At 65.7% G+C, this 19,147-nt stretch carries 15 protein-coding genes; 11 read left to right on the forward strand and 4 right to left on the reverse strand.

Annotation, left to right across the window (positions count from 1 at the left end; all coding sequences use genetic code 11):
• Nucleotides 1-30: 30 nt before the first annotated feature.
• Nucleotides 31-1,302 (reverse strand): L,D-transpeptidase, encoded by a 1,272-nt coding sequence (locus ACVWWN_RS36260; RefSeq protein WP_457149415.1) that lies wholly within the window; start codon nt 1,300-1,302, stop codon nt 31-33.
• A gap of 310 nt (nt 1,303-1,612) precedes the next feature.
• On the opposite strand from ACVWWN_RS36260, the gene ACVWWN_RS36265 reads away from it, so the two are divergent.
• The 3 genes from ACVWWN_RS36265 (at nt 1,613) to ACVWWN_RS36275 (ending at nt 5,411) form a co-directional block, all read left to right on the forward strand.
• Entirely contained in the window at nt 1,613-2,659 is a 1,047-nt protein-coding gene (locus ACVWWN_RS36265) for an esterase family protein (protein WP_457149416.1), read from the forward strand.
• Nucleotides 2,660-2,757: 98 nt separating this feature from the next.
• Complete coding sequence (locus ACVWWN_RS36270; RefSeq protein ID WP_457148158.1) at nt 2,758-4,362, forward strand: SLC13 family permease; 1,605 nt, start codon at nt 2,758-2,760, stop codon at nt 4,360-4,362.
• Entirely contained in the window at nt 4,359-5,411 is a 1,053-nt protein-coding gene (locus tag ACVWWN_RS36275; protein WP_457148159.1) for a tartrate dehydrogenase, read from the forward strand. Before ACVWWN_RS36270 ends, ACVWWN_RS36275 begins: the two co-directional genes overlap by 4 nt.
• A gap of 16 nt (nt 5,412-5,427) precedes the next feature.
• Here ACVWWN_RS36275 and ACVWWN_RS36280 read toward each other — a convergent pair whose 3' ends face one another.
• A complete protein-coding gene (locus tag ACVWWN_RS36280) occupies nt 5,428-6,039 on the reverse strand; it encodes a TetR/AcrR family transcriptional regulator (RefSeq protein WP_457148160.1) in 612 nt (203 codons plus the stop codon).
• 68 nt (nt 6,040-6,107) lie between these two features.
• On the opposite strand from ACVWWN_RS36280, the gene ACVWWN_RS36285 reads away from it, so the two are divergent.
• From ACVWWN_RS36285 to ACVWWN_RS36300, 4 genes are all read left to right on the forward strand, one after another.
• Nucleotides 6,108-7,100 (forward strand): nitrilase-related carbon-nitrogen hydrolase, encoded by a 993-nt coding sequence (locus ACVWWN_RS36285; protein WP_457148161.1) that lies wholly within the window; start codon nt 6,108-6,110, stop codon nt 7,098-7,100.
• On the forward strand, nt 7,097-8,713 hold the full coding sequence (locus ACVWWN_RS36290) for an amidohydrolase (protein ID WP_457148162.1): 1,617 nt from the start codon (nt 7,097-7,099) through the stop codon (nt 8,711-8,713). Before ACVWWN_RS36285 ends, ACVWWN_RS36290 begins: the two co-directional genes overlap by 4 nt.
• Before the next feature lie 2 nt (nt 8,714-8,715).
• Nucleotides 8,716-10,080 (forward strand): APC family permease, encoded by a 1,365-nt coding sequence (locus tag ACVWWN_RS36295; protein WP_457148163.1) that lies wholly within the window; start codon nt 8,716-8,718, stop codon nt 10,078-10,080.
• 190 nt (nt 10,081-10,270) lie between these two features.
• Nucleotides 10,271-10,561, forward strand: coding sequence for a hypothetical protein (locus tag ACVWWN_RS36300; RefSeq protein WP_457148164.1), 291 nt, complete (start codon nt 10,271-10,273; stop codon nt 10,559-10,561).
• Here the strand turns inward: ACVWWN_RS36300 and glgX are convergent.
• Complete coding sequence (gene glgX / locus ACVWWN_RS36305) at nt 10,551-12,722, reverse strand: glycogen debranching protein GlgX (protein ID WP_457148165.1); 2,172 nt, start codon at nt 12,720-12,722, stop codon at nt 10,551-10,553. The two genes, ACVWWN_RS36300 and glgX, sit on opposite strands and share 11 nt — an antisense overlap.
• 156 nt (nt 12,723-12,878) lie before the next feature.
• Between glgX and ACVWWN_RS36310 the strand changes: the two genes are divergently transcribed.
• From ACVWWN_RS36310 to ACVWWN_RS36325, 4 genes are all read left to right on the forward strand, one after another.
• A complete protein-coding gene (locus ACVWWN_RS36310; protein WP_457149417.1) occupies nt 12,879-13,262 on the forward strand; it encodes an STAS/SEC14 domain-containing protein in 384 nt (127 codons plus the stop codon).
• A 69-nt stretch (nt 13,263-13,331) separates the two neighbouring features.
• Nucleotides 13,332-13,829 (forward strand): hypothetical protein, encoded by a 498-nt coding sequence (locus ACVWWN_RS36315; protein ID WP_457148166.1) that lies wholly within the window; start codon nt 13,332-13,334, stop codon nt 13,827-13,829.
• Nucleotides 13,830-13,962: 133 nt separating this feature from the next.
• Nucleotides 13,963-16,827, forward strand: coding sequence for an MMPL/RND family transporter (locus ACVWWN_RS36320; RefSeq protein WP_457148167.1), 2,865 nt, complete (start codon nt 13,963-13,965; stop codon nt 16,825-16,827).
• 195 nt (nt 16,828-17,022) lie between these two features.
• Nucleotides 17,023-17,754, forward strand: a complete 732-nt coding sequence (locus ACVWWN_RS36325; protein ID WP_457148168.1) for a winged helix-turn-helix transcriptional regulator — start codon at nt 17,023-17,025, stop codon at nt 17,752-17,754.
• Between the two features lie 103 nt (nt 17,755-17,857).
• Here ACVWWN_RS36325 and ACVWWN_RS36330 read toward each other — a convergent pair whose 3' ends face one another.
• Nucleotides 17,858-19,141, reverse strand: a complete 1,284-nt coding sequence (locus tag ACVWWN_RS36330; RefSeq protein WP_457148169.1) for a PE-PPE domain-containing protein — start codon at nt 19,139-19,141, stop codon at nt 17,858-17,860.
• Nucleotides 19,142-19,147: the final 6 nt, after the last annotated feature.

Consider the following 19,147-nt stretch of genomic DNA (forward strand, 5'->3'; position numbering starts at 1 on the left):
GCCGCGCCCGGACAGAAGCCGGCGCGACGGTCAGTCGTTGAGCGCGCTGCCCTGACGCCACTGGTCCCACGGCACTGTCCAGTCGCCGTTCTGCGAGAGTTGCAGCGGCGGCCCGCCCGTATTGCGGACCTCGACGACGTCGCCGGGCACGGAGAAGTTGAAGAACCATTCGGCGTTGTCGCCGTTCAGGTTCAGGCAGCCGTGCGAGGTGTCGGTATTTCCCTGGGCCCACACGGTCGCGTTGAGCTGATGAAGATAGATGCCGTCCGTACTGATGCGGGTGGCGTACGGAATGGTCTCGCGGTAGCCCAGCCGCGAGCCGATCGGCAGGCCGAACGTCGAGGAGTCCATGATCACCGGGTTGGCCTTGTCCATCACGGTGTAGACGCCCGACGGAGTCCAGAACGACAGGGTGGTGCCATTGATGGTCTCGGTGCCGCCCATGCCCATCGAGGTCGGCATGGTCCGGACCAGCTTGCCGTTGTCGAACACGCTGACCTGCTTGGTCCTGTCGTCGGCAATTGAGATGTGCGAGTCGCCGATTTTGAAGGAGACGCGTTCGTCCTGTTCGCCGTAGAGCCCGTCACCCAGCCGCGTGCCGTACAGCTCCGCCGACACGGTCACGGAAGTGCCTGGTGCGTAGTACTTCTCGGGCCGCCAGTGCGCGGTCTGGTCGTCGATCCAGTTCCACGATCCGGTGACGGGCGGACTGGTGGTGACCTTCAGCTTGCGTTCGGTCGCCGCCTTGTCCGTGATCGGCTCGTCGAAGCGCGCGACGACGACGGTGCCGATGCCGTAGGTGCCGCCGTCCTGGATCAGGGTGCCCGCGGTGGTGTCGAGGTAGACGGAGGCCTGGTAGTCGGGTGACAGGGTGGTGAAGCTCGAGGTCTGACGAGACGGCATGCCGCTGGGACCCCGGGCAGAGACGGTCATCGTGTAGGTGCGCCCATAGCCCAGTTGACTGGTCGGATGCCAGCCCTTCCTGTCCGGTGTCACGGCGCCCGGAATCGGCTTGCCTGCGTCGTTGACCATGGTGACGTCGTCGACGGTTCCGGAGAAGGCGACGACGGACACGGGTGCGGCGGGATTGACATCGACACTCTGCGGCCGCGGCACCACTCGCAACGCGGCAGCCTGAGGAGGAGCCGGGGCGGGAGCGGACGGAGTTTGCGCCTCAGCGGTCACGCGGCACTGCGCCGGGCACTGGGCAGCGGTCGTCGCCACGTCTCCGCCCAGCAGCACCAACGCTGCCACACCGAGAGTGGCGGAGATGACGCGAACGCGACGAGACCAAGGCAACAGCACTCCAGTAGTTTCGGCACGGGCCGGGACATTCGACCGGACGAGCCGATCGCGTTCCCATCGTAGGCCGTCCAGTTAAGCGGCGCGCACCCCGGCCGACGTGTCGGCGGATTCGTGATGCACTCGTTGCCTGCGGTTGCCCCTGGCGTCAACTCGCCGACAGGGAAAGCCCCGAGGACATCTCGATAACAAGGCGATCACTGCGCCGCGCGGTGCCGGGGTCGAACGCGAGATGCTTGTTAGTTTCGCGCCCGTGGCTGAGGGTTTCATACATCGAGTTCGTCGTGTCGGCGCACTGATCGCCGCGGCGATGACGGTGGCTGCGGTGATCATCGCCGCCGTCGTGCTGGCCGTCGCACCGCAGGCAGGTGCATACTCACGAGAGGGCCTTCCGGTCGAGCAGCTCGACGTCCCGTCACCGTCGATGGGACGTGACATCCGCATCGAATTCCAGGGCGGCGGCCCGCATTCGGTGTTTCTGCTGGACGGTCTGCGCGCCCAGGACGACTTCAACGGGTGGGACATCAACACCGCCGCGTTCGAGTGGTTCTACCAGTCCGGCGTCTCCGTGGTGATGCCCGTGGGTGGCCAGTCCAGCTTCTACAGCGACTGGTACGCACCCGCCACGGGAACCAACGGCACCCTCACCTACAAATGGGAAACATTTCTGACCCAGGAGCTACCGGCGTGGCTGGCGGCCAACAAGGGCCAGGACCCGCGCGGCAACGCCGTTGTCGGACTGTCGATGTCGGGCGGAGCGGCGTTGACGCTGGCGGCGTGGTATCCGCAGCAGTTCATCTTCGCCGGCTCGCTGTCGGGGTACCTGAACCCGTCGGTCGGTTTGTGGCCGACATTGATCGGCCTGGCCATGAAGGACGCCGGCGGCTACAAGGCCGTCGACATGTGGGGACCGCCGAACAATCCGGCGTGGCAGCGCCACGACGCGATGCTCAACATTCCGCGGCTGGTGGCCAACCGCACCGCCATGTGGGTCTACTGCGGCAATGGCACGATGTCCGACCTCGACACCGGCGGGGACTTCGGCGCCAACTTCAGCGCGCAGTACCTGGAGAACATCACGCTGAGCACCAACAAGGAATTCCAGCAGAAGTACGTGGCCGCCGGCGGACGCAATGCGGTGTTCAATTTCCCGCCCAACGGAACGCACAGCTGGGGCTACTGGGGTGCGCAGTTGCAACAGATGAAGCCGGACCTGGTGCGCATCCTCACCACTCCGCTGCCTCCCCCGCCACCGCCGCCCATGCCGGTGCCCGGTGCCCTGCCGCCGCCGGGTGCCATGCCGATCCCGGGCGCGGTTCCCGCGGTTGCCCCGGCCGCAGTGCCGGCAGTTCGGTGATCGATAACCGCCGACGTTTAGGTTGACCTGGAGAGAGGGCACAAAGCATCCACACAGGTGCGATATAGAGCACATGCACGGGTGGATGGAGCGTGTCCATGACCACTGAGAACCCGGCCAAGCCGACCGACGTCGATAAGGCGCTACTCGGTACGGCGACGTATCGGAGTCTCGGCGAGCAGAAACTCTCCCCGCAGGAGGAGCGCTTCGAAAAGGGCCGGCGCACCATTGGCCTTTTCCTTGCCCCGCTCGTCACGGTCGCCTTCCTCGTTCTCCCGATCGACATCCCCCGGGAACAGCAGGTGTTGGCCGCCGTGCTGCTCGGGGTGATCGTGCTGTGGATCAGCGAAGCGGTACCGATCCCGATCGGCGGCCTACTTGGCGTGGCCGTCGCGGTGTTCCTCGGCGTCGCACCGGTCGACGACGTGCTCGGGCCGTTCGGGTCATCGACGATCTTCACGTTCATCGGCGCCTTCATCCTCGCCCAGGCGATGCTCAAGCACGGCGTCGCGCGGCGGTTCGCCTTCTGGATCCTCAATCTGCCGGGGGTGGGCCGGTCCACCACCAGCGTGATCCTCGCGTTCGGTGCGATCACCTGCCTGCTGTCGGCGTTCGTCTCCAACACCGCCACGGTGGCGATGCTGCTGCCGACCGCGATCGGCATCATCGCCGTCATCGGCAAGCTGCTGCAACACCGCGGCGACGTCGAACCCGACTTCGATCCCCAGCGCCTGCGGGTGGGCGCGGCGATCATGCTGATGCTCGCCTACGGCGCCAGCGTCGGCGGCCTGCTGACGCCGGTGGGCAGCCCGCCCAACCTGATCGGGCGCGGCCTCATCGAGGAGGCCACCGGCGAGCGGATCAGCTTCTTCCAGTGGATGACGCTGGCGCTGCCCATCTGCCTGCTGATGTTCGTGCTGCTGGCCTTCATCCTGCTGCGGCTCAACAAGCCGGAGATCAAGCGGATCGACGGCGTCGCCGAGTACGTCGCCGCAGAACGCGAAAAGCTGGGCGCCCTGTCGCGGGCCGAGAAGAACACGCTCATCGCGTTCGTCGTCACGGTGATGCTGTGGATCATGCCTGGGGTCGTCGCATTGATCACCGGCACCGAATCGGGCGCCTACGAGTTCGTCAGCGACCGATTCGACGAAGGCGTGGTGGCCGTGTTCGGCGCGTCGCTGCTCTTCCTGTTGCCGACGGATTGGAAGGAGCGCGAGTTCACGCTGCGGTGGCGTGACGCCGCCGAGATCGACTGGGGCACAATCGTGCTCTTCGGCTGCGGCATCATCTTCGGATCGCTGATCTCCGATACCGGGCTGGCCGAGACCATCGGCACCTCCGTCAATGACGCCCTCGGCCTCTCGAGCAGTGTCGCGATCACCATCTTCGCGGTGCTGCTGGCGATCATCGTGTCGGAGACCACGAGTAACACGGCGTCTGCCGCGGTGGTGGTGCCCATCGTGATTCCGGTGGCCATGGCGGCCGGTATCAATCCATTCGTGCCGGCACTGGCGGCGACGTTCGCGGCATCGTTCGGCTTCATGCTGCCGGTGTCGACGCCGCAGAATGCGATCGTGTACGGCTCGGGCGTCGTGCGGATCACCACGATGATCCGGTCCGGGGTCGCGTTCGACATCGCGGGCGCGATCCTGATCATGATCCTGCTGCCGATCATGGTCAGCGTCCTGGGCCTGGGCGGATGACGGGGCAGACGATCGCCGTCATCCCGGGTGACGGGATCGGCGGCGAGGTGGTCGAGTCGGCCCGCGCGGTGCTCGACGCGGTGGCGGCCCGACACGGAATCGGGTTGACCTACACCCAATTCGACTGGTCCTGCCGGCGATACGAGCGCGAGGGTGCCATGATGCCGGCAGATGCCATCGAGACGTTGCGTGGGTTCGATGCAATCTTGCTCGGCGCAGTGGGCTGGCCCGGGGTGCCCGACCACGTGTCGCTGTGGGGATTGCTGATCCCGATCCGGCGGGCGTTTCGTCAGTACGTCAACCTGCGCCCGATTAGGGTGTTCCACGGGGTCGAGAGTCCCCTGCGCGCGCCGGGCGATGTCGATTTCGTGGTGGTGCGGGAGAACGTCGAGGGCGAGTACAGCGAGATCGGCGGGCGGATGAATCGCGGCTTTCCCGACGAGATGGCGGTTCAGGAGTCGGTTTTCACCCGGGTCGGGGTGAGCAGGATCGCCGAGTTCGCGTTCGAGCTGGCACGGACGCGACGCGGATATGTCACGTCGGCGACCAAGTCGAACGGGATCGTGCACACGTTGCCGTTCTGGGATGAGGTGGTGGCGGAGCGGGCGGCGTTGTATCCGGACGTGCGGGTGGACAGCGAGCACATCGACGCGCTGGCTGCGAAATTCGTGCTGCAGCCGCAGCGATTCGATGTGGTCGTGGGTTCAAACCTGTTCGGCGACATCCTGTCTGATCTGGCCGCGGCGGTCGCGGGATCGATCGGCATCGCACCGTCGGCCAATCTCGACCCGACGAAGGAGTTCCCGTCGATGTTCGAGCCGGTGCACGGGTCGGCGCCCGACATCGCCGGCCGCGGTGTGGCCAACCCGATCGGGGCGGTCTGGTCGGCGGCGATGATGCTCGACCATCTGGGGCATGGCGATGCGGCGGCGGACGTTCTGGCGGCAATCGAGTCGACGCTGGCGAAGCCCGAGACCCGCACAGGTGATCTGGGCGGAAGTGGGTCGACGGACGAGGTGACGGAGGCACTCGTCGCGCAGCTGCGGTGACGCTCCGCGTCGCCGGCTATCGGGCATTCGTCTCGACCAACCCACGCAACAGGACGGCCAGGCCGAACTCGAACGCATCGTCGGCCCGCTCGGGCTTCGCGGCACCTGTCGCGAGTGCCGCCGCCAGCTCCGGACACACCTCCGCGCCCGAATGCCACGGCTCGTCCGGTGCGGCCACGTCCAACGCCGAACCGAGCACGAAGCAGTCCATCACCGTGATGACGCTCAGCGTGTCAGCGGCGTCGAACCCCGCCCGCTGCAGCGTGGTTGCCAAGGCGTTGTACATCGTGAACGCGTGGGTGCTGTTGACCGCATGCGCCGTCAGCAGGGGGATTAGCCGCGGATAGCGGGCGAAGCTGCGGCGGTAGGACCGCATGATGTCGGCGACCACGTCACGCCACGGCCGCTCGGAATGGTCTTGCGGCAACTCGACGTCCGACATGGCCCGTTCCCGCAGCAGCTCGACGATCTCGTCGCGGCCGGACACGTGGTTGTACAGCGATGACGGCTGAACCCGCAGCTTGCGCGCCACGCCGGGGATGGTGAATTCACCCGTGGTCGTCACCAACTCCAGCGCCGCCTCCGCGATGCATTCGGTCGACAGCAGCGGCGTTCGCGGTCGTCCCATCGGTCTCCTCTTGCGCAGGCAAGTGACTGAGGTCACAATAAACGAACTTTGTTCGTTTTAGGAGTTGCATGATCATTCTGACCGCTTCCGCGCCGCCGCCGCTGTCGCGCTCCGCCGACTCCCAGCGGACGCCGCTGCGCGTCGGATTGGTGCAGCATCGCTGGCGTTCTGACGCCGATGAGCTCGCCAAGACGCTCAGGTCGGGCATCGACCTCGCTGCCGGCGAAGGAGCCTCGGTGGTGTTCCTTCCCGAGATCACCCTGCTGCGCTATCCCGCCGACCAGCCCGGCGGCGACAACCCCGGCGCACAGGCCGAGAACCTGACCGGCGGGCCCACCTTCGCCCTGGCCGCCGACGCCGCCAAGGCCAACGGGATCTTCGTGCACGCCTCGCTCTACGAGCAGGCCCCCGCTGCCGACGGACTGGGCTACAACACCGCGATCCTGGTCTCCCCCGCCGGAGAACTGGTCGCCCGCACCCGCAAGCTGCACATCCCGATCTCCGCGGGCTACTACGAGGACACCTATTTTCGTCCCGGTCCGGGTCTGGACGCATCAGACGATCCCTACCCCGTCTACGAGCCCGACGGATTGGACGCCCGCCTCGGGCTGCCGACGTGCTGGGACGAGTGGTTCCCCGAGGTCGCACGGAACTACTCACTCGGGGGCGCCGAGATCGTCGTTTACCCCACCGCTATCGGCTCCGAGCCGGTGTTCCCCGACTTCGACACCCGCCCGCTGTGGCAGCACGTGATCGTGGCCAACGGCATCACCAGCGGACTGTTCATGGTGGTGCCCAACCGAACCGGGGACGAGGGCACGGTGTCGTTCTACGGGTCGTCGTTCATCTCCGATCCCTACGGCCGGGTGCTCGTTCAGGCACCCCGCGACGAGGAGGCCGTCCTGGTCGCCGATCTCGACCTCGATCAGCGCCGCGACTGGCTGGAGCTGTTCCCGTTCCTGCTCACCCGCCGTCCCGATACCTACGCGCGTCTGACCGAACCTGTTGACACGCAACACCCTTACGGTGCCGGCCACCTCGCCACCGCGGTGGTCAAATGAGCCCGACGCTGTTCACCGGCGGCGTGATCTGGACGGGTACGGGCGACACCGACGCGGTTCTGGTGTCCGACGGGAGGGTGGTCGCGATCGGTGACGAGGCGCGGCAACGGGCCGACGGCGCCGAACGCGTCGACCTCGACGGCGGATTCCTCATGCCGTCCTTCGGCGACGGTCACGCCCATCCGCTCTACGGCGGGCTGGAAGCCGTCGGACCACCCGTCCGCGCCGGCCGGAGTGTCGACGAAATCGTCGAGGCCGTAAGGCGATTCGCCACCGATCACCCCGACCAGGAGTGGATCCTCGGCGCCTCGTACGACGGCAGCCTGGCGCCCGACGGACTGTTCGACGCGCGCTGGCTCGACGCCGCGGTCCCCGACCGCCCGGTGGCGCTGCGCGCCTGGGACTACCACACGATGTGGTGCAACTCGGTGGCGCTGGACCGCGCCGGGATCACGGCGGACACCCCGGATCCGGTGCTCGGCGAGATCCCGCATCGTGACGACGGATCGGTGCTCGGCACGTTACGCGAGTGGGGCGCAGTGGATCTGCTGATGGCGGCGGTTCCCCCGCTTGACGAGCAGGTGCGGATCGACGCGCTGGGCACCGCGGCCGACTACTACCTGGCCCGCGGCGTGACCTGGGCCCAGGACGCCTGGGTGGAGCCCGCCGACGTCGACACCTACGTCGCGGCGGCGCGGAGCAACGCGCTGCGGATGCGCTTCAACCTCGCCCTCTACGCCGACCCGCGGCATTTCGATTCGCAGGTCGAGCATTACGCCGAGCAACGCCGCCTGGTCACCGACGCCGCGTCGCCACTGCTGACCGCGAACACGGTGAAGTTCTTCGCCGACGGCGTGGTGGAGAACGAGACCGGCGCGCTCTTGCAGCCCTACTGCTCGGGGCTGCACAGCCACGGGATGCGCACCTGGGAGGGCGACTCGTTGGACGAGGCCGCCCGCCGCGTCGACGAGCTGGGACTGCAGATCCACATCCACGCCATCGGCGACGCCGCGGTGCGTCAGGCGCTGGACGCCATCGAGTACGTGGCCGCGCGCAACGGGCCGCGCGACCGCCGGCCGGTGATCGCGCACGCCCAGTTGGTCGACGACGCCGATCTCGGCCGGTTCGCAGAGCTGGGCGTCATCCCGAACATGCAGCCGCTGTGGGCGCAGATGGATGCGTTGATGACGGTGCTGACCATTCCGCGTCTCGGCGTCGAGCGTGCCGACAAGCAGTACCCGATCCGGACGCTCGACAAGCTGGGTGCGCCCCTGGGGTTCGGTTCGGACTGGCCGGTGTCCTCCGGTGCACCGCTCGACGGAATCTCGGTGGCGGTGTCGCGGTGCACCCAGGACGGTGAACCGGACGGCGGGTGGACGCCGCACGAGATCCTGCCGATCGAGCGGTCGTTGAGCGCATACACGGCGGGCGTCGCCAATCAGGCGTTCGCGGAAGGCAACTGGGGTGTCATCGCGCCCGGTGCCAGCGCTGATCTGGTCTGGTTGGACCGCGACCCGCGCAGCACCCCGGCGTTGGAGCTGCCCGCGGTGGCGGTGCATGCGACCTATTTGAACGGCGAACCGGCATACCGGGCCGGCAACGGAAAGGACTGACCATGACACTGCCCTCGGATTCCGTCGCGAGCGGGGCCACCGTCGGCGAGCACGAAGGCCACCTGAAGCGGGCACTGGGCCTGCCGTCGTTGTTGCTGTTCGGCCTCGTCTACATGGTGCCGCTGACGGTGTTCACCACCTACGGGATCGTCACCCAGACCAGCGGTGGCCGGCTGCCGGTGGCGTACGCCGTGACCACGATCGCGATGATCTTCACCGCGCTGTCGTACGCCCGGATGTCCGGGGCGATTCCGGTGGCGGGCTCGGCGTACACCTACACGCAGAGGACCTTTGGCGCCCCCGTCGGGTTCCTGGCCGGCTGGTCGTTGCTGCTGGATTACTTGTTCCTGCCGATGATCAACTACCTCGTCATCGGGCTGTACCTCAACGCGGCGGTGCCTGCGCTGCCGCCGTGGGTGATCGTGCTGGTGGCGATCGGGATCGTCACAGTGCTCAACATCGTCGGCATCGTCTCGGTGGCGCGGGCCAACTTCCTGATCATCGCGATTCAGGCCGTCTTCATCGTCGTGTTCATCGTGATGGCGCTGTCGAAGGTGGCGGGCTTCGGTCAGGTGGACCTGATGGCGCCCTTCACCGGTGACGGCACCGCCGGCGGTCTGAGCCCGATCCTGGCCGGCGCGGCGGTCCTGTGTCTGTCGTTCCTCGGATTCGACGCCGTCTCGACGCTGTCAGAGGAAGCCAAAGACGCCAAACGTACTGTGCCGCAGGCCATCATGCTCGCCACAGTCGTCTCCGGCGTGATTTTCATCGTGCTGTCGTACGTGTCTCATCTGGTGTTTCCGTCCAACGAGTTCGCCGACGTGGACTCGGGTTCACTCGATGTGATGGTGGCCGCCGGAGGCCAGTTCCTCAACGCGTTCTTCACCGCCGCCTACGTGGCGGGCGCATTGGGATCGGCGCTGACCTCGCAGGCGTCGGTGGCCCGGATCCTGTTCGCGATGGGACGCGACGGCATTCTTCCGCGCAAGGTGTTCGGGCATGTGTCGGTGCGGTTCAGCACGCCGGTGTACGCGATCCTGGTGGTGAGCGTCGTGTCTCTGCTGGCGATCGTGATCGATCTGGCGATTCTGGCGTCGGTGATCAGCTTCGGCGCACTGGTCGCGTTCTCGGTGGTCAACCTGTCGGTGATCAAGCACTTCTTCGTCGACCTGCGTGAGCGGAACCGTGTGCTCATGAACCTGGTCCTGCCGTTGATCGGTTTTCTGCTGACCGCGTGGTTGTGGACCAGCCTGTCCGGAACCGCGCTGGTGATCGGCCTGTGCTGGCTCGGCGTCGGCTTCATCTGGTTGCTGGCGATCACCCGCGGCTTCCAGCGACCGACGCCGGTCCTCGACCTGGAGGAGTGAATCGAGGCCCCACGCTGAGCAGTACCGCCCCCTCCGGTCACTCCGATGTGGCAAATTTGGATCACCATCCATACCTGACATCCGCCGTTCGTACGACAACAAGGACGAAATGTCACCCTGTACCGAGCAGTAACATGCCCGACGCGCTTCAATTAACGCGTATGACAATCGCCAGAGCGAGGGGCTCTCGATGAACGAACCGTTTGGCGCAAAGCTGGCGGCCAACCAGCCTGCTGTCCGTCTTGGGCCGTTATCGGACGCGATGAGCGTCCCACTGAGCGGAGACGTCGAGGAAATGGGCCGGACGAGTCTCGTCGCCCAGTTGGCGATCACCCTGCTCGCCGTGGGCTTCATCCTCGGCTACACCTGGTGGATGGTCGTTGTCGTCGCCGTCCCCGCCGTCGTCCTGTGGCTGCGATGGGAATGGCGACAGCATCACGCCGAACTCGCGATCTGGCGCGCCGGGCGCCTCATGCGGTAGCAACCAGTCCCTGCAACACCAGGATCGAACGTCCCTCGACGCTGAGCGACGACCCGGCATCGATCGGCTTCACGCCTTCCACCTGGACGGCGTCGGCGGTATAGATCACCGGTTCCCACCGCGCCCCGAATTCCTCTGGTGGCAGCACGAATTCGATCGGCTCATGATGCGCATTGAAACACAGCACAAACGAGTCGTCGGTAACCCGCTGTCCGCGTGCATCCAGGTCAGGAATCCCGAGCCCATTGAGATACACGGCGACGGACTTGCCGAACCCACTCTCCCAGTCCGCGTCATCCATTTCCGAGCCGTCCGGACGGAACCAGGAGATGTCGGGTAGTCCTTGTGCCCCGCGCTGCCGCACGGGGCGGCCGCTGAAGAAACGCCTGCGCCGGAAGACGGGATGAGCGGTGCGCAGTGCGCCTACTCTGCGGACGAATTCCAACAGCTCCTCGTCGGCGTGCTCCCAGTCCATCCAGGACACCTCGTTGTCCTGGCAGTAGACGTTGTTGTTGCCCAGTTGGGTGCGGCCCAGTTCATCGCCGTGCGCGATCATCGGGACACCTTGCGACAGCAGCAGAGTGGTCAGGAAGTTGCGCTGCTGGCGGGCACGCAGCGCCTTGATCGCCGGGTCATCGGTCGGCCCTTCGGCTCCGCAGTTCCACGAGCGATTGTGGTTCTCGCCGTCGTTGTTGTTCTCACCGTTGGCCTCGTTGTGCTTCTCGTTGTAGGACACCAGGTCGCGCAGCGTGAACCCGTCGTGGGCGACGACGAAGTTGATCGACGCGACGGGCCTGCGCCCAGTCTGTTCGTAGAGGTCCGCGGAGCCGGTCAGCCTTGACGCGAACTCGTTCAATGTCGCCGGCTCACCTCGCCAGTAGTCACGCACGGTGTCGCGGTACTTGCCGTTCCACTCCGTCCACTGTGGCGGGAAATTGCCCACCTGATAGCCGCCGGGCCCGACATCCCACGGTTCGGCGATCAGCTTCACCTGGCTGACCGTCGGATCCTGCTGCACCAGTTCGAAGAAAGTCGCCAATCGGTCCACGTCGTAGAACTCACGGGCGAGCGCGGAGGCGAGGTCGAAGCGGAAGCCGTCGACGTGCATCTCGGTGACCCAGTACCGCAGCGAGTCCATGATCAGCTGCAGCGAATGCGGGTGCCGGACGTTCAATGTGTTGCCGGTGCCGGTGTAGTCCATGTAGTAGCGCTTGTCGTCGTCGACCAGGCGGTAGTAGGCGGCGTTGTCGATGCCGCGCATCGACAGCGTGGGGCCCATGTGATTGCCCTCGGCCGTGTGGTTGTAGACGACGTCGAGGATCACCTCGATGTCCGCCTCGTGCAGGGCACGCACCATGGCCTTGAACTCCTGCACCTGACCGCCCGGGTTCGGGTTGGAACTGTACTTGGAGTCCGGCGCGAAGAACCCGATGGTGTTGTAACCCCAATAGTTCGACAGGCCCTTGTCGATCAACGTCGAGTCATTGGCGAAGTGATGCACCGGCATCAACTCGATCGCCGTGACGCCCAACGACTTCAGGTGCTCGATGACCACCGGATGCGCCACCCCCGCATAGGTACCGCGCAACTGCTCGGGAACGTCCGGATGAGTCTGCGTCAACCCTTTGACGTGCGCCTCGTAGATCACCGAATCGGCATACTCGTGTCTCGGCGGCCGATCCACCCCCCAGTCGAAGAACGGACTGATCACCACCGACTTCGGCATGCACTCGGCCGAGTCCTCGTCGTTGCGGCTCTCCGGGTCGCCAAAGGTGTAACCGAACAGGCACTGATCCCATTGAAACTGACCGTCGATCGCCTTCGCGTACGGGTCCAGTAGCAGCTTGTTCGGGTTGAAGCGTTGACCGGCCGCCGGATCGTACGGACCGTACACGCGGTAGCCGTATCGTTGGCCCGGTTCGATGGTGGGGATATAACCGTGCCACACGAAGGCGTCGACTTCCGGCAATGTCACCCTCGTCTCTTCGAGCCGGCCGGCCTCGTCGACTTCGAACAGGCAAAGCTCGACCCGCTCGGCGGTCTCCGAGAACAACGAGAAGTTGGTGCCGTAACCGTCGTAGGTTGCGCCCAGCGGATAGGCCTTGCCAGGCCAGATTTCTAGGCCGCCGGTTCGACTGGACGGCGAGTCAAGGGCTGTCATGGCGGACCCGTTACCCCGGCCGGTAGCGAATCAAACCCCAATTGACGGATGGGTAACGCCCCGGACACACCGGACACCGCAGACACGTACGCGGTGGGCTTCGTGCTGTCGCGAAAGCCTCGCGAGGGGCACGATGATGCCAGGGAGGAAACACCGATGATCGAAGTCTTGCCAGACATGCCGAATGGAGTGACCGGAATCCGGGTGTCGGGTCGGCTGGGCGGTAACGACCTGCGCGATTTCGCGCCGACGATGGCGGAGATGCTCGATACCGACGAGATCAGACTCGTGGAGGTCATCGCTCCCGACTACGAGGGCTTCGCCCGCGGCGGCTTGGCGCAGGACCTGAAGCTCGGTTTCGGCGCCTTGGTCAAGCGTCACTCGGCGTTCAAGCGGATCGCCGTGGTGTCCGACAGGGAATGGGTCGCCCATACGCTGCATGCGCTGGCGTGGATGGTCCCCGGCGAGCTCGCCCTGTTCGGCCTCGACGAGCTCGAGCGCGCCAAGGAGTGGGCCGCCGGCCAGTCGACGACACCCTGATTCGCTGTCCTGCACAACATTCGATCCCTCACCGAGAACCTTCCGCTCTATCGCTCGTAACCTGGGGAGATGAAGGGAACGCGTTCGGCCGCTCGCCGGCCCGTCCTGACGGCGCGGCTGCTCGATATCGCCCAGCTCGGCTATGCCCATTGGTTGTTCGGCAACATCTACGAGGCAGTCGCGAAGATCCCGGACCACCTCGCCGACGAGGCCGCCAACGGCAAGCGCGGCACCTCCGTTCTGGGGCCCGGCAGTCCGGTGCGCTATTACGCCCCAGTCGCGCCGGCAACGCTGGTGAGCACGGTCGGAGCGGTCGTCGCCGGCTGGGGCATCCCCGGTGCACGCCGGTGGTTGACCATCGCGGCCGGCTGCTCGACCGCGGCGGCAGCTCTGACCGCCTACCTCGTGCGCGAGGTGAATTTGAAGGTGATGTTCACGGCCGATCCGCCCCCACCGGCTGTACGCGACGCCCGCCTGCGCCTCTGGTATCGACTCAACACCGTGCGCATTGCAACCGCCGCGGGCGCCCTGTTCGCGGCCCATCGCGCGAGGCGGGCCGTCGACTGACGGCCGGCCGCCACCCTGACGGCGCTGCGCATCGTATTCTCGTAGCGAACCTTTAACCGCATCGTCACGGCGATGCCGCTGGGAGGAGTCCTGCCCAGATGCCCTACTCGCGTCGTCGGCGGATGACGATCAGGTGAGCGCCCCGACGATCGACCCCGCAACCACCGCCGAGCTGCCGAAGAGAAACCGGCTGGCCAGCTGGATCCGCCGGCTGGCGATTCCGATCATCCTCGGCTGGCTGGGCCTCATCGTGGTGTTGAACGTGACCACGCCGCAGCTCGACGTCGTCGGACAGCTCCGGTCGGTGTCGATGTCCCCCAAAGACGCACCATCCGTGATCGCGATGATGCGCATCGGCAAGGACTTCCAGGAATCCGACTCGGACAGCTCGGCGATGATCGTGCTGGAGGGCGACAAGCCCCTCGGCGCGGACGCGCACCACTTCTACGACGACATGATCGCCAAACTCCGGGCCGACAAAAAGCACGTTCAGCACATTCAGGACTTCTGGGGCGACCCGCTGACGCGAGCCGGAGCACAGAGCGAGGACGGCAAAGCCGCCTACGTCCAGGTGAACCTCGCAGGCAATATGGGCGAAGCGCTGGGCAATGAGTCGGTCGCCGCGGCGAAGGACATCGTCGAGGCACTGTCACCGCCGCCCGGGGTCGAGGTGTTCGTCACCGGGGGGCCGGCCCTGCAGGCTGACCAGCAGATGGCCGGCGACAAGAGCGTCAAGATCATCGAAATGGCCACGGTCGGCGTCATCGTTCTGATGCTGCTGTTCTTCTACCGGTCGATCGTCACCGTCCTGCTCGTGTTGGTGATGCTGGTGTTGGGCCTCTTGGTGACCCGTGGGGTGGTGGCGTTCCTCGGTTGGCACGACCTGATCGGGTTGTCGACCTTCGCGACGCAGCTATTAGTGACCCTGGCCATCGCCGCCACGACGGACTATGCGATCTTCCTGATCGGGCGCTACCAGGAGGCCCGCACGATCGGGGAAGACCGCGAGACGGCCTTCTACACCATGTTCAACGGCACCGCCCACGTGGTGCTGGCCTCGGGCATGACGATCGCCGGTGCGACCTTCTGCCTCTCCTTCACCCGATTGCCCTACTTCCAGACGCTGGGCATCCCGCTCGCGGTCGGGATGGTCGTCGCCGTCCTGTCGGCGCTGACGTTGGGACCCGCGATCATCACGGTCGCCAGCCGTTTCGGGCTGTTGGAGCCCAAGCGGGCGATGCGGATCCGCTTCTGGCGGCGGTTGGGCGCCGCGGTCGTCCGGTGGCCGGGCTGGATAATGCTCATCACGGTCATCATCGCCCTGGTCGGGCTGGTCACCCTGCCGGGCTATCAGCCGAGCTACAACGACCGGAAATACCTGCCCGCCGACCTGCCGGCCAACGAGGGATTCGCCGCGGCCGAACGACATTTCCCGGTGGCCCGGATGAACCCCGAGATGCTTCTCGTCGAAACCGATCGCGATCTTCGCAACTCGGCGGACTTCCTGGTGATCGAGCGGATCGCCAAGGCCGTGACCAAGGTGCCCGGCATCGGCAGGGTGCAGTCGATCACGCGCCCGGACGGTAAGCCCGTCAAGTTCAGCACGATTCCGGCGCAGCTGGGCCTGAGCGGCAACTTCCAGGAGATGAACCGCTCGTACATGCAGCAGACCATGGACAACATGCTGGTGCAGGCCAGCGAGATGCAGACGACCATCAACACGATGGACCGGATGATCGTGCTGATGGAACAGCTGAGCGCGACGACGCACCAGATGGTCGGCAAGACCAACGACATGGCCGTCGACATCGCCGAGTTACGCGATCACATCGCCGATTTCGACGACTTCTTCCGGCCGATCCGCAATTACCTGTACTGGGAGCCGCACTGCTACGACATCCCGGTGTGTTGGTCCATCCGATCGGTGTTCGACACGCTCGACGGGGTCGACACCCTGACCGACCAATTCCAGAGCCTGCTCCCGGACCTGAATCGTCTCGATGCCCTGATGCCCCAGATGGTCACGTTGATGGGGCCCACGATCGAGACGATGCGGAACATGCGCACGATGATGCTGGGCATGCACTCCAGCCAGCAGAGCCAGCAGGACCAGACGGAGGCGATGAACCAGAATCAGAGTGCGATGAGTGAGGCGTTCAACGACTCCCACAACGACGACACGTTCTATCTGCCGCCGGAGATCTTCGACAACGAAGATTTCAAGCGCGGCATGGATAATTTCATCTCCCCGGACGGCCACGCGGTCCGCTTCATCATCTCCCACGAAAAGGACCCGTTGTCCGCCGACGGCATCAAGCGCATCGACGCCATCAGGGGCGCGGCGTTCGATGCGATCAAGGGCACTCCGCTGGAGGGATCGAGGGTCTTCATCGGCGGCACCGCATCGACGTTCAAGGACATGGAGGAAGGCAACAAGTACGACCTGCTGATCGCCGGCGTTGCCGCGTTGACGCTGATCTTCATCATCATGCTGCTCATCACGCGCAGCGTGGTCGCGGCGGGTGTCATCGTCGGCACCGTGGTGCTGTCGCTCGGCGCCTCCTTCGGGTTGTCGGTTCTGATCTGGCAGCATCTTCTGCACATCGAACTGCAATTCATGGTGATGGCGATGGCGGTCATCATCCTGTTGGCGGTGGGCGCGGACTACAACCTGCTACTGGTCGCACGGATGAAGGAGGAGATACCGGCGGGAATCAACACCGGAATCATCCGCGCCATGGGCGGCAGTGGGTCCGTCGTCACCGCGGCCGGCCTGGTGTTCGCGTTCACCATGATGTCCATGATGGTCAGCGCCATGGTGGTGGTCGCCCAGATCGGCACGACGATCGGTTTGGGCCTGCTGTTCGACACGTTGGTGATTCGGGCCTTCATGACGCCGTCGATCGCGGGGCTGATGGGTCGCTGGTTCTGGTGGCCACAGGTGGTCAGGGTCCGGCCCGCGCCGTCCAGAGAGCGGGTGTCTGTCACACCGCGCTGAGTCCGCCGTCGAGGCTGACCTGCCCCTCAGCGCACGCACAGGTTTCTTCGTTTTGCATTTATCTTCGTCGATTCGGGTACTCGGCCAGTACTTGCAGCCCTGCATGCGCCCCGGTCGAAGTTGCCGCCGTGGCCTCAACTGAACATTTGGGTGCGGCCCGACTGACGTGGGCCGCACGCCGGAGGGGAAAACCCCATGAACGTCTTGATCGTCACCGATGACCCTGAATTGGACGGTGAGCTTGCAGGCGTGACACTGCTGGCCGACGCGGTCGACACCGTGTCCATGCGAGACGGCGCCGTGGCGAAAGCCGACTTGCGGCGCCCCGATATCGGCGTCGTCGACGGCCGTACCGACCTTGTCGCGGCGCGGAACCTGTGTGCATTGTTGCGGGCGGCGGCGCCATCACTGCCCATTCTGTTGCTGGTCGCGCAGTCCGGTCTGGTGGCGGTCAACGAGCATTGGCTCATCGACGAAGTCGCGGTGTCCGGCTTCAGCCCGGGCGAGTTGGACATGCGCATGCGACTGGCGATCAACCGACGAAGCCCAGGTGAGGGGGGCGACAGTGAGATCATCGTGGGCGATCTCGTGTTGGATCAGGTCGGCCACGGCGCCCGGCTGGCGGACCGTTCGCTGAATCTGACGCCCACCGAGTTTCGGCTGATCAGCTGCCTGGCCAGTCATCCGGGCAAGGCGTTCACGCGCCAAGAGCTGTTGCACGAAGTCTGGGATGACGATTGCGGTGACAGCCTCCGCACCATCAACGTCCACGTGCAGCGGCTTCGCGCCAAACTGGGACGCGAATACGAGCATCTCATCGACACGGTCCGCGGAGTCGGCTACATGGTGCACTCGCCGCTGTCTGACGTTCGGCGCCAACAGTATTCGGACGCTCCACGCCCGCCACGGCACCTTCGCGCCGGATAGCACTGCGCTACTTCCAGTCGCGGAACGCGTTCAGCAACCCCTCACGCAGCGTCGGATCGATCGCGTCGTCGTCGATCTTCTTCAGGGTGCGGGTGACCGGAACTCACCGCGAATGGCCACCGCTTTTGTGGTGACGGGCAGAGTGCGACGCCGGCGATGCCGACCCGGATGACCCGTGGTCATGCCGGACACCGGTCGCGCGATGCGGAGCCTGCGCCGACGAATGGTGGTCCTCGGCTCGATGCCAGTGGGGCCGCCGTTCCCGGGCGATCGTGTGGTCGGCAACAGCAGCGTCGCGGGCTGCACTCTCGCGAGACCGAACCCGTTGCGCCGAACTCATTTTCACCGATGTGGTCGACGGCGTCAGGTCCCGTTGCAGGGCCGCCATGCCCTGGCCGATGGCAGTGCCCAGTTGCTGGACGGCTGCCACGTCCTGTGACAGCGACGGCAAAAGGCCGACGGGTCGTGTCACCGTGGGATCGTCAGGGATCGGATTGTTGTCCTGGTAACCCCAGTCGACGAGCACGGTCAGAGCGGGTTCGAGGGCATCGGCGAGGATGCTACCGCCGGGCAGCAGCCGAAGCGGCTTGAGCAACGGCAGGCCGGCAGACTCGAACGTGACGTAGGTGATGTTGCCGGAAACCGCGACCTGCTTGGTCACGGTGCCGTCGGCAGCGACGATGTAGTGGTAATGCTGGGCGCCGGGCGTCACCGACTGCAATACCGCGGCGGGCATGGGGGCGGTCGCCTGCGCTCCATAGTCCTCGACGTACGCGGCCAGACTGTTGATGTCGGCGAGCACATTGATCGGGTACGTCGGTGCGTCGGAGTTGACGTTGTATGCGTAGGCGGTGTCGACCACGGGCACCGGCGTGTCGCTCGGTGTCGGCGCCGCCGATGTCGACAGCAGCGGCGCGAACATCCAGTAGGTGGTCCAGAACCCGCCACCGGCGCGGTTGGTGTCATTGTCGAGTATCGCGAGGCGCACGCTGTCGATCGAGGGGTCGTGGTTGGCCTGCATAGCGCCGAGCGCGGTGCTCGTCTGGCCGGCGCCCCACCCCGACGACAGCACGACCGTACCGGTGGGGTCGGCGCTGTTGTTGTCGATCGCCGTGACGATGCCCTGCGGGCCGAAGAAGAACGGCACGACCTGCTGCTGGCCGAAGGGCGACCAGTCCTGCTCGTAGTAACTGGCGCCGGCGAATATCTGCGCGGTGGAATTGGCCGGCGTGATCAGCGCGGCCAACCGCACGCCGTACCGCCCCGGAGCCGTCGACAGACCGGTGGCCAGCGCCGCCGAGGCCAGGACGACGATGCAGCTCCTGTACCCGAGCCACCACCTGAATGTCTTGTGGCGCTCAGTATTCGAGCAAAATCGAATCGTCACGGTCGA

The sequence above is a fragment of the Mycobacterium sp. URHB0021 genome (assembly GCF_054057895.1).